11 protein-coding genes are annotated in these 11,889 nt (G+C 50.3%); 7 read left to right on the top strand and 4 right to left on the bottom strand.

Annotated features, from left to right (window positions below):
- Positions 1 to 216 precede the first annotated feature (216 nt).
- The 7 genes from hinT to ACF8PK_RS07350 all read left to right on the top strand — a co-directional run bounded on the left by hinT (position 217) and on the right by ACF8PK_RS07350 (position 6,182).
- Positions 217 to 567, top strand: a complete 351-nt coding sequence (gene hinT / locus ACF8PK_RS07320) for a purine nucleoside phosphoramidase (RefSeq protein ID WP_004726467.1) — start codon at positions 217 to 219, stop codon at positions 565 to 567.
- A gap of 61 nt (positions 568 to 628) precedes the next feature.
- A complete protein-coding gene (locus tag ACF8PK_RS07325; RefSeq protein WP_055466340.1) occupies positions 629 to 2,020 on the top strand; it encodes a COG3014 family protein in 1,392 nt (463 codons plus the stop codon).
- A complete protein-coding gene (locus ACF8PK_RS07330; protein ID WP_392440662.1) occupies positions 2,020 to 2,409 on the top strand; it encodes a YcfL family protein in 390 nt (129 codons plus the stop codon). The genes ACF8PK_RS07325 and ACF8PK_RS07330 overlap by 1 nt, the downstream gene beginning before the upstream one ends.
- A 25-nt stretch (positions 2,410 to 2,434) precedes the next feature.
- On the top strand, positions 2,435 to 3,025 hold the full coding sequence (gene lpoB, locus ACF8PK_RS07335; RefSeq protein WP_004726464.1) for a penicillin-binding protein activator LpoB: 591 nt from the start codon (positions 2,435 to 2,437) through the stop codon (positions 3,023 to 3,025).
- Between the two features lie 23 nt (positions 3,026 to 3,048).
- Positions 3,049 to 3,903 (top strand): phosphotransferase, encoded by an 855-nt coding sequence (locus tag ACF8PK_RS07340; protein ID WP_014205397.1) that lies wholly within the window; start codon positions 3,049 to 3,051, stop codon positions 3,901 to 3,903.
- Between the two features lie 100 nt (positions 3,904 to 4,003).
- A complete protein-coding gene (gene ycfP / locus ACF8PK_RS07345; protein ID WP_143679221.1) occupies positions 4,004 to 4,543 on the top strand; it encodes an alpha/beta hydrolase YcfP in 540 nt (179 codons plus the stop codon).
- 349 nt (positions 4,544 to 4,892) lie between these two features.
- Entirely contained in the window at positions 4,893 to 6,182 is a 1,290-nt protein-coding gene (locus ACF8PK_RS07350) for an NAD(P)/FAD-dependent oxidoreductase (RefSeq protein WP_004726461.1), read from the top strand.
- 47 nt (positions 6,183 to 6,229) lie between these two features.
- Here ACF8PK_RS07350 and ACF8PK_RS07355 read toward each other — a convergent pair whose 3' ends face one another.
- The 4 genes from ACF8PK_RS07355 to ACF8PK_RS07370 all read right to left on the bottom strand — a co-directional run bounded on the left by ACF8PK_RS07355 (position 6,230) and on the right by ACF8PK_RS07370 (position 11,789).
- The gene (locus ACF8PK_RS07355) at positions 6,230 to 6,769 is read right to left on the bottom strand and encodes a GNAT family N-acetyltransferase (protein WP_014205396.1); all 540 of its coding nucleotides are present in this window, start codon (positions 6,767 to 6,769) and stop codon (positions 6,230 to 6,232) included.
- A 93-nt stretch (positions 6,770 to 6,862) separates the two neighbouring features.
- The gene (locus tag ACF8PK_RS07360) at positions 6,863 to 7,639 is read right to left on the bottom strand and encodes a peptidoglycan binding protein CsiV (RefSeq protein ID WP_004726459.1); all 777 of its coding nucleotides are present in this window, start codon (positions 7,637 to 7,639) and stop codon (positions 6,863 to 6,865) included.
- Positions 7,640 to 7,749: 110 nt separating this feature from the next.
- A complete protein-coding gene (gene mfd, locus ACF8PK_RS07365) occupies positions 7,750 to 11,211 on the bottom strand; it encodes a transcription-repair coupling factor (protein ID WP_392440663.1) in 3,462 nt (1,153 codons plus the stop codon).
- 8 nt (positions 11,212 to 11,219) lie between these two features.
- Entirely contained in the window at positions 11,220 to 11,789 is a 570-nt protein-coding gene (locus ACF8PK_RS07370; protein WP_014205394.1) for a hypothetical protein, read from the bottom strand.
- Positions 11,790 to 11,889: the final 100 nt, after the last annotated feature.

Raw genomic sequence — 11,889 nt, forward strand, 5'->3', positions numbered from 1 at the left:
ATGGTGACAAAATTTTCGTAAAAAATTAACAAAAGAATCATTATTGTATGGAGCACGAGAAGCACATTTTATGACGTATACGGCAAAACTATTTTTTTGTGGGTGGCCAAAGTGGGTTTCTGTTAAGTGAACAGTGTTTTTTATTGAGCTTTCATACGCCTTGTCGCATACTCAGTCAAACTACGATATTTCAAAACACGTCTGATGGAGCCCTTCATGTCTGAAGAAACCATTTTTAGCAAAATTATCCGTAAAGAAATCTCTGCTGATATTCTGTATCAAGATGACTTAGTCACCGCATTTCGTGACATCAATCCTCGTGCGCCAAGTCATGTCTTGATCATTCCGAACAAGTTGATCCCTACCGTGAACGATGTTGAAGAAGCAGATGAATTGGCGTTGGGTCGTATGTTTACTGTGGCGAAGAAAATCGCTGAGCAGGAAGGCATTGCAGAAGATGGATACCGTTTGTTGGTGAACTGCAACTCGCATGGCGGCCAAGAAGTGTACCACATTCACATGCACCTCGTCGGCGGCCGTCCGCTGGGCCCGCTATTAATGAGTTAATTTCTAACACAGCTCGGTTGACGCCGGGCTGTGTTGTCATCGCCGTTCAGCGGAGTTTGTAGTGAAGTTTCATATACGACACCTGACCATTTCGCTTACGTGTGTCTGGCTGAGCGCCTGCGCCAATTTTACCGCCGGAAATCTGTTTAGCCACTACAGTGCGCAGAACGCTGATTTGTACCAGTCGGTCAAGTCGGGGGATTATCAGCAGGCGACCGACGAGTTTTCCGATTACGTGGCCGGAGATATTCTGGATAATCTGGAAAAAGGGCGCGTCTATTTTCTCAATCGCCAATACCCCGAGAGCAAATCGGCGTTTGAGCTGTCTGACACGGCAATTCGTCGTCAACAGGATCAAGCCGTGATCTCCCTCAGTTCAACCGCAAGCAGCGTTGGCGCCTTGGCGGTGAACGACAACCTCAATGAATACACACCTGCCGATTACGAGTTGGGATTTTTGCATCTTTACCTCGGTTTGAACTATCTTCAAAACAATAGTTTAGAAGGTGCGCTGGTGGAAATGCGCCGAGCAAATCAGGTGCAAGAGCAAGCGAGGAAATCGCGCGAGGCTGAGTTGGAACGAGCGCAGCAAGAGATGCAGTCTAAAGGGGTGACGCCGAATTTGGGCAGCGTGCTGGCACGCTATCCCGATGCGGGCAAAACCTTACAGGCCGTCCAAAACGGGTATTTGTTGTATCTTTCCGCGTTGTTGTATGAAGCTTCGAACGACTTAAACAGTGCCTACGTGGATTATCGCCGTGCACTGGCTGTTGCGCCGGATAACCGCGCGGTGATTGACGGCACGATTCGCGTGGCTCAGCGGCTTGGCATGCGTGAGGATTTAGCACAGTTAACCCAGCGCTATGGCCAAAGCCAATCGTTGAATGATCAACAAGGGCGCGTGATTGTGCTCGATGAGCAAGGCGTCGTGCAAGCGTTGGAAAGCTGGCGACTTTCTTTACCGCTTTTTGACAGCCGTGGGAATACGGCATTGTATTCTTTGGCGCTGCCTTACTATGGCACGCAGAGTGCGCCGCGGTTTTCCGCCTTGGTACTCAATGGCGAATCACTGGCGAGTGATCGCCTGACCGATGTCGATTTGATGGCGCAGCGCGATTTGCGCGAACGTATGCCGACGATCGTGATACGCCAAGCACTGCGTGTGGTGGCGAAAGATCAATTGCGTAAAGAAGCGACCAAAGGCGATGATGTGGGGAGCTTGATCTTCAATATCTTTAATACGTTGACTGAGCAACCGGACACGCGAAGTTGGTTAACGCTACCGGGCGCCGTGAGTGCAACCAGTACGGTGGTAACAGCCGGTGAACAAAGCCTGCAGGTTGGTGGTCAAACTTATACGTTTTCCGTGCCGTCACGCGGCACAACTCTGGTGTGGTTATCACGTCAGGGCAACCATGCTACGTTATGGCACAAACAGTTGGGAAGATTGTGATGAAAAAATGGTTCGTGAGTGTATTGACGGCGCTTGTATTAATGGGGTGTGCAGACAATACCGCCGGCTTGAGAGTCGATGGCAACACGCAACGGGTTCTGATTGGCGATAATGTGCTGGCAGGGCGTTTGCAGATTGAAGATATCGCGACCACGGCCTTTGATGGCCACACGCGTGGTGTGGTGCGTCTGCTGAGTAACTACCGTGGCGACCAACATCTGCAATACCGTTTTTATTGGTATGACGATGAAGGGCTCGAAGTGAACACGCAGCCAAGCCCATGGAAGCAAGTGATTATTCGTGGCGAAGAGACCGTGTCCCTGTCTGAAGTTTCTGTGAATCCGAATGGAACTCAGTTCCGTGTTCAGATTCGTGCATCAAATGATTGAGCTGTGTAAGTTTAGAGGATTTGAAATGAAAAAAAGTATTATTGCATTGTTGGGTCTAGCCGTGATCCTTGGCGGTTGTTCAAACAAAGTCAGTTATGGTGATGCACAAGCGGTTGAAACAGTCACGGTGGATTTCGGTTCGACCGACTTGCAGAAAATCGCTGCGGATATGATCGACAGCATGATGATGTCTGGCTCCGTGTCGGCGATCACGCGTGATTCTCGCCCGATCGTCTTTGTTGAGCGCATCAAGAACAAAACCAGTGAACACATCGATACCGAATCCATCACGGATACTATCAGCACCAAAATGCTGAACTCCGGTAAATTCCGTTTTGTTGATATGGACCGCGTTGAAGCGGTTCGCGATCAGTTGAAGTTCCAGAACAACGACGAGCTTGTGAACCAAAGCACCGCGATTCAGTTTGGTAAAATGGTGGGCGCGGAATACATGTTGTATGGCAACTTGTCGAGCATCGTGAAAAATGCGGGCAGCAACACTGACGTGTATTACAAAATGACCATGCGTTTGATGGATCTAAAAACCGGTCTCATTGAATGGGCCGATGAAACTGAAATCCGCAAACAGCAGTCTAAAAGTTTCTTTGGAATGTAAACAGCCACGATAAGAGGTGAGTTATGGCGAGAATGTCATGGCGAGAAGCGTGTCAGCTCGATCCGACGCTGCAGTCCTTAACTCATTTCTTTGCATACCCTCCTGAATACGCACAAACGCTGACGGGAGGGCTCACCAATCGGTGCTGGAAAGTGATGTGCCAGCATGGCCTGGCTTACGTGTGGCGTCCCGCCACAGCCATTACAAAAGCCTTTTCTATTTCCCGCTTTCAAGAATTTCAGATTCTCAAATCGATTGAATCCACCCAGATTGGCCCAGCGCCTGTCACCATCAATGATCAAGGGTTATTGGTGGAATGGATTGAAGGGGAATCGCTGACCCATCACTTGCCATTTGATGCTTTGCTGCGTACGCAGATTCGCATTCACGAGCTCACCATCTCACGCATTCCCGTGGCGCCGTTTAGCTTCACTGCACGGGTCGACCATTATTGGATGCAACTCAAAGCCGAATTGAAAACGGATGAAATCGAAAAGCTCTATCGCGATTGGCGTCATCCGCCCAACATTGAAGATGTGCCTTATGCGCTGTGCCATTTCGATTTGGCGGGCTACAACATGGTGAAGACGGAACACGGCAATAAAGTGATCGACTGGGAGTATGCCGCCATCGCTGATCCGCGGATGGATTTGGCGCTGAGTATCAATGTCGCGGGCGAAAAAATACTGGATTCGGTTTTTCGCTACTGCCAGTTGCGAGACATCGATGATGTCGATGTGTGGGTCGATGGTGTGAAAGCGTGGTTACCGCGCACCACCATGATGGCGATGCTGTGGTACTTGTTGGCGTATCAGTTATGGGGCGATGACAGCTATTACCAGCAGGCGTTGCATATTAAAGATACATTCTGTAGTTAGGATCACTGTTTGCACGCTTTGTTGCGGTAAATTAAATGCTAAGCCGTAAAAACCATGCGGTTCGTGGTAGATTAGAAATCCAAGGGAATCGGGGGATATTATGATTATTTATTTGCACGGGTTTGACTCAACCAGCCCAGGGAACCACGAGAAAGTCATGCAGCTTCAATTCATCGACGACGATGTGCGCTTCATCAACTACAGCACGCTGCACCCTAAACACGACATGCAACACTTATTGAAAGAAGTGCATAAAGCGATTGAACAGTCGAATGATCCGCATCCTATTGTGTGTGGCGTTGGATTGGGAGGCTACTGGTCTGAGCGAATTGGATTTCTATGTGGCATCAAGCAGGTGATTTTCAATCCGAACCTGCATCCGGAACGTAACATGGTTGGCCGAATTGACCGCCCAGAAGAATACGACGACATCGCCACGAAATGTGTGGAACAGTACCGAGTGAAGAATAAGGGGCGCTGCTTGGTGATTTTGTCGCGTGAGGATGAATTCCTCAACAATCAGGACACGGCGAATGAACTTCAAGACTACTACGAGATCGTTTGGGATGAAGCGCAATCGCACAAGTTTAAGAAGATTTCACAGCATTTGCAGACCATGAAAGCGTTCAAAAATGCGTAAACGGTACAAATAATCAACGTTTTAACGGCCCCTGATTGGGGTCGTTTTTTTTCGCAAAAAAAGTACCGAATTCAGAGAATTCTTAGGTTGCACCGGGAATTTACCTCTATATAATGTGCTTTCGCACAAAATAATTTGATAGATATCAAAAAAACAGAAAGAGCAAGCAAGAAAACTTGCCCGAATTTTTGCGTTAACCACGCTTTAGCCCAATTGACGTGTCGATAAATAAAAACAACAAAAGTTAAAACTGACATCGATACCCAGACGACAGTTTACAAAGAATTCTTTCGGTGCGAGTCATCGTGCCGAGCCATAGTTATTGATATTTGTTTTGAGGATTGTTGTTGTGACACGCATTATTGTAGTAGGCGGCGGCGCTGGTGGTCTTGAACTTGCGACCAAACTGGGCCGCACACTGGGCCGCAAAAACCGCGCAGACATTACACTGGTAGACCGTAAATCTTCCCACCTATGGAAACCGCTGTTGCACGAAGTGGCAACCGGTTCTCTGGATGAAGGGGTGGATGCGCTGAGTTACCGTGCCCACGCCAAAAACCACAGCTTTGAGTTTCAATTGGGTAGCCTTGAGTCGATTGATCGCGACAACAAAACCATTACGTTGAGCGAACTCAAAGACGAGCAGGGCGAATTGTTGATGCCAAAACGTGAGCTGCCATACGACCTTCTGGTACTGGCGATTGGTTCCACGTCTAACGATTTCAATACCCCTGGTGTTCGCGAACACTGTATCTTCCTAGATAGCCCTGAACAGGCCAATCGCTTCCGCACTGAAATGAATAACGAGTTCCTGAAACTGCATGCCAAAAATGGCAACGGTACCGTGGACATCGCAATTGTGGGTGCAGGTGCGACCGGCGTTGAGTTGTCAGCAGAGCTGCACAATGCCGTGAAAGAGCTGCATGCGTATGGCTTTGGCGATTTAGATTCAAGCAAGCTGAACGTGAACCTGATTGAAGCGGGTGAACGCATTCTACCTGCTCTGCCACCACGCATTTCTGCCGCGGCGCACAGTGAACTCACCAAGTTGGGTGTGCATGTTCGCACCGCGACTATGGTGACCCAAGCAGACGCCGATGGCCTGACCACCAAAGATGGTGAAAAAATTCCCGCACAAATCATGGTCTGGGCTGCGGGCATCAAAGCACCTGATTTCATGAAAGACATTGCGGGTTTAGAAACCAACCGCATTAACCAGTTGGTGGTTAAAGAGACACTGCAAACCACACGTGATGAGAACATCTTCGTGATTGGTGATTTGGCACAATGCACACAAGCGGATGGTTCGTTTGTTCCGCCGCGCGCTCAGGCTGCGCACCAGATGGCAAGCCTCGCGTTTAAGAACATCGTGGCGAAACTGATTGGACGTGAAATGAAACCGTATGTCTACAAAGATCACGGGTCGTTGGTGTCGCTGAGTCGCTTTTCAACCGTGGGTAGCCTGATGGGTAACCTGACCAAAGGGTCGATGATGGTGGAAGGTCGTATCGCGCGCGTGGTGTACATTTCACTCTATCGCATGCACCAAGTGGCGCTGCATGGCATCTTCAAAACGGGTTTGATGATGTTGGTTGGACGAATTAATCGCGTGTTGCGTCCAAACTTGAAATTGCACTAAGCCATCGCATTAATGGCTTCTAAAAAGCCCCTTTCGGGGCTTTTTTATTATTCCGGAATCAGCGAATAAACAATGCCGTCTCTGGGCTCACCATCGAACAGAAAACGATTTCGAGCGATACTCTCTTGCTCGGCGCCACAGGCGATTGCAAGGCGCTGACTGGCTGCGTTAAGCGGATCGCACACGATCTCCAGCCGCGTCAATTCAAGGCGACTAAAACAGAACTCAATCAGCGCATCTAGCGCTTCTTTTCCCATGCCGTGATGCTGATATGCATCGGCGATCCAATAGCCGAGGCTGGCCATATTAAACGTGTGGTAAAACTCGTTGATGGCGACCATGCCAATCAGTGTCTGCTGCTTTTTATCAAACACCCCGAATCCGTAAGCGTCGGCTTTGACCCAGTTCAGACGCGTGGCGAGAATAAAGCGTTCAGCCTCTTGTAGGGAAAATTGCGCGGAGCACCAATCAATCCATTGATGAAGGGAAGGGGAGTGACAGACACAGCGTCTCAGCTCCGTGGCTTCATCGAGGCTGATCAAGCGTAATTGTAGGCGCTGGGTGATGATCTGAAAATCAGGGCTCATAAGTCTCGACTGATAGGCGATGAACTGGCTTAAGTATAGAGAACCTGTCGGTATAAAAGAAACGCCCACAAGGGGCGCTTCTTTTCGGTTGATTTAGTTCGGATTGACGCGGCGAACTTGAATGATCATGCCCATCAGCGGGTGATCCAAGTAGTGCGTTTCACCACTGCGCATGCGACGCTTTTGATCCATGCGGTAGCTCTTGAGGAAGGATTCCACATCCACCGTTGGCGATACCGACTCCAAATTGCCGGCTTGCACGGTGGCGTTTTGATCGTCTGGCGCGACATTCAGGTTGAGTTGCGCATCTTGCATCACCACATCACGCACGCTTGGCTCTTTCAAATCGAGCATGGCTTCGGCATATAAGTAGTGTTGAACGTAAATTTGTAGTGTGCCGTCAAGTTCATACAGGGGCTTGGCGATGCTCTCTTCCACCACGCCGCTAACGGGCGTATCCGTGGTTGCCTGTTTGCCCACTTCGCTGCCGTCAGGGTTAAACTGCTGCGAATAGTCTTTGCCCGCTTGAATATGGAAGATGGGTGCAGAGGCTCGGCCTTGGTCACCTTGACGCCATGCGGTGTGCAACAACACTTGGAAGCCGGCATGGTTTTTCAGTTTTTGGACTTCGTCGTTCAACTGATATTGAGAGTAAGCCAGCATTTGCACGCCTTTTGATTGACGGTAGCTGGTATCACCGAAGCTGCCTGCGCGCGAGACGTTGATTTCTGGCAGGCTGTTTGGCCATGATTCACTCACTTTTTCTGCATCCACTGCGCGTTTGAAGAGGATCACTTCAATATCGAACTGTCGCTGCGCCAAGCTTGGCATGGACACCAGCAAAAGTAATAGTGGGATCAGCTTTTTCATTATGACTCCGTAATTCGTGCCACAGCACGGTCTTCTTGTCCCGGTTGAACAGAGCGTGGCGCCTGAGGCCACGCTGAGTCAGTCAGGTATATCAAAAGAGCGTCACGCTCTTAGGCTGCTGGAAGTAGATTTTGCTGGAATTCATTCAGCATGTCTGCAACAAATTGAATTCTTTCTCTGCGATCGACCAGAGGTAAGGCAAATTTGAACTTGGTCGGCCCTTCCATTGCGAATTTCTTCGGCTGCGATTGCAGTAGTTTAACCAAAAACATCGGGTTAATGTCAGCATTTGGATAGAACTCAATGTAACCCCCTTTCTCGTGCGCTTCAATTTTGCGAATTTTCAAACGCGCCGCATCGAGCTTGAGATCGGCGATGGCCAGTAAGTTCAGCGCCGCATCCGGCAGTTTACCAAAGCGGTCAATGAGCTCAACTTTCAGTTCGGTGAGCTCGTCGCTGTCAGCGACGCTGGCAATCTGCTTGTACATCGACAAACGCGTGTTGATGTCTGGAATGTAATCATCTGGCAGCAGTGCAGGAATTCGCAGTTCCACTTCCGTTTGCTCGCGCAGCAGGTCGTCTAACGATGGCTCTTTGCCGGACTTCAATGCCTCAACCGCTTGTTCCAGCATCTCCATATAGAGCGTAAAACCAATCGACTGAATCTGACCGCTTTGCTCATCGCCCAGCAGTTCACCTGCGCCGCGAATTTCCAAATCGTGAGTAGCGAGGGTAAAGCCCGCACCGAGGTCTTCCAAGGAGGCGATTGCTTCAAGGCGTTTCACTGCATCTTTGGTCATCGCTTTCGGATGCGGCGTCAGCAAGTACGCGTATGCTTGATGATGCGAACGCCCCACGCGCCCACGCAACTGGTGCAACTGCGCTAAGCCCAAAGAGTCGGCGCGATCCATGATGATGGTGTTGGCGGTTGGTACGTCGATTCCGGTTTCAATGATGGTGGTGCACACCAACAGGTTAAAACGCTGGTGGTAGAAGTCGTTCATCACGCGTTCCAATTCGCGCTCACGCATCTGCCCATGGGCCACCGTGATACGAGCCTCTGGGATCAGTTTCTCCAGATCTGCAGCGACTTTGTCGATGCTTTCGACTTGGTTGTGCAGGAAGTACACTTGACCACCCCGCATGATCTCACGCAGTACGGCTTCGCGGATCACGCTGTCTTCGCTTTGACGAACAAAGGTTTTGATCGCCATACGGCGCGCGGGTGGCGTGGCGATGATCGACAGATCGCGCATGCCACTCATGGCCATGTTCAGCGTTCGCGGAATCGGCGTGGCCGTGAGGGTGAGAATGTCGACGTCTGCACGCATCGCTTTGACTTTCTCTTTCTGGCGCACACCAAAACGGTGTTCTTCATCGACAACCAGTAAACCCAAATCAGCAAACTTGATGTCGCTTGAAAGCAGTTTGTGGGTACCGACGACAATGTCTACTTTACCGTCGGCCACGTCTTGCAAAATGGCTTTCTGTTCTTTGGCCGATTTAAAGCGCGATAGCACTTCCACACGAATGGGCAGGTTGGCAAAACGGTCACGGAAGTTTTCGAAATGTTGCTGGGCAAGCAGGGTCGTCGGGACCAACACCGCCACTTGTTTCCCGTTATCGGTGGCAACAAACGCAGCGCGCATTGCGACTTCGGTTTTCCCAAAGCCCACATCACCACACACCAGACGATCCATCGCTTTGGGTTGACACATGTCCGACATCACGGCGTTAATCGCCATTGCTTGATCGTCGGTTTCTTCAAATGGGAAACCTGATTTAAACGTGGCGTACTGGTCGCGATCGAGCTGGAATTTATAACCCGGTTTGAGTTCACGTTTGGCGTATACATCCAGCAGCTCGGCGGCCACATCTCGCACTTTTTCGGCGGCTTTACGGCGCGCTTTCACCCAAGCTTCACCGCCCAATTTATGCAGCGGCGCACTTTCTTCGGCGCCGCCAGAGTAACGGCTGATGAGGTTTAGCGACGAAACCGGTACGTAGAGCTTGGCGTCATTTTGATATTCCAGCGTGACATATTCGGTGGTCATGCCACCCGCTTCAAGGGTTTGCAAACCCACGTAGCGGCCAATGCCGTGATCGATATGCACCACCGGTTGACCGGGTTTCAGTTCTGCCAGATTACGAATCACAGCATCGCTGTTGGTGACTTTGCGTTCTTTCTTGCGTCGCTGAATGACGCGATCGCCCAACAAGTCGCTTTCGCAAATCAGCGCCAGTTGCTGATCACCGAAGATAAAACCGTGTTCGGCAGAGCCCAAGATCAGCGAGAACTTATCGTCGCTCTGATAGGCTTGCATAAAATCAGCTTTGCTTTGCGGGCGCAGCTTGATGCGTTGCAGCAGTTCAAGCAGGGCTTCACGGCGACCTTCCGATTCAACCGAGAAAATCACTTTACCGGCAAAGCTTTCGCTAAATTGGCGCAGGGCAGCCAGAGGTTCTTTGTTCTGATGCTGCACCGCAAGATCGGGCAGGGGTTGCACGCGAGGATTCACGCGTCCGGTTTTTTCTTCTACCGGCGCTAAGCTGAGTTGGATTTGCGGTAGCGTTTTAAAGCGCGCAAACAGCTCATCTTTTTTCAGCCACAATTCATCGGGCGGCAACAGCGGACGCAGCGGATCAATTTTGCGTTGATCGTAGCGGTAGTCGACATCGCTGAGGAAGTTGTCGATCGCGTTTTCTAACTGGCCGACACTCAGCAGTTGACTGCCAGCGGGCAGGTAATCAAAAAGAGTTTCGGTGTGGTCAAAAAACAGCGGTTGCCAATATTCAATCCCCGCCGGCCAAGTGCCTTTGGACACTTGCATGTAGACCGATTCTGGCTCGCGACGCGCTTCAAATCGGCCACGCCAGCGGGTACGGAATTCCTCGATCGCCTGTTCGGTGGTGGGGAATTCATGCGCAGGCAGCAGGCGGATCGCGTCGATCTCGTCAATGGAACGTTGATTCTCGGGATCAAAGGTGCGAATGGTGTCGATTTCATCATCGAAGAAGTCGATGCGATATGGATCTGCACTGCCCATGGGGAACAGATCCAGAATCGACCCACGGCTGGCATATTCACCCGGGCCAAAGACTTGGTCGACATGACGATAGCCAGAATTTTCAAGTTGTACGCGTAATTTATCTAATGAGAACCGATCGCCTCGGTTAACCATCAAGGTATGTTGCAGCAGATAATCGCGCGGCGTTTGACGTTGCAGTAGTGTGCTCACTGGCACAATGGTAATGCCTTGCGACAGCGACGGCAGTTGATACAGGCGCGAAATACGTTCAGAAATGATTTCTTGATGCGGTGAGAAATTATCGTACGGCAATGTTTCCCAATCGGGGAACAGGGCAACGTTTGCTTGACTGAACTGTTCAATTTCCTGCAACAGTTTGAGCGCCGTTTGTGGATCCGGCACGGCAAGCAGTGTGTGGCCTTGATGTTGATTGGCCAACTCGGCAATGGCTAACGCCAAACTGGCGCCATGAAGATTACCAACGTGTTTTTTGTCTCCCGCACCAGAGGCGGCAGGCAGAGAGAATAAAGTTTGTGTTGTCATGGTAACGCTTATGATTTGTCTCGGTCTAAAGAGCGTTGACGCAGCAGCTTTTGCTGTTGGTAGAGCGCGGCTTTAATCAATAGATCTTGATCGGCATCGCGCAGTAGTTCGTAACGTACCGTCACGATAAACTGATTGTCTTCAGCTTCGCAAGCCGTTACTTGGCCATAGCAGTAAATCGCTGCGGCTGGGTGTTCCAAAAACAGTTTGGCGCGCACTTGTTGTCCGGCTTGCACCGCGTTTTTGGCACGGTAGGTAAATTGGCTGGCGCCGAAGCTGATCGTGAAGGTGCGATAGGCCGGATCGTCTTGCTGCGACAGCATAAAGCTCAGGAGCAAATTCAGCTTGGAGTTTTGCGTTTCCAACAGCTGAATAACATGTTTGAAATCGCTGCTTTTGAGTTCGAGTCTGGCGGCATCGTTGAGTTGATCCAGTTGGCTGAATTCGCTTGCCACGACGAAAGGCGCCGGAATTTCAGCTTCAAAATCCAGTGGAGAAGGCAGCAGAAAGTCGGCCGGCATCGGCTCAACATTGATGTTCAGTGCGTGATGCACCGTGAAATATTCTTGGTCAATCATAGTGTGTTCCTTCTCACCTCTGTGTTGATTATCGTCATACGGACCAAGTAATCAAGGTATGTCATTGTTATTGGTGTGAATTAAAGCGCCTCTTACAGAG

It is taken from the genome of Vibrio sp. CJQ_6, from assembly GCF_043106745.1.
Taxonomy (GTDB): Bacteria; Pseudomonadota; Gammaproteobacteria; order Enterobacterales; family Vibrionaceae; genus Vibrio; species Vibrio furnissii.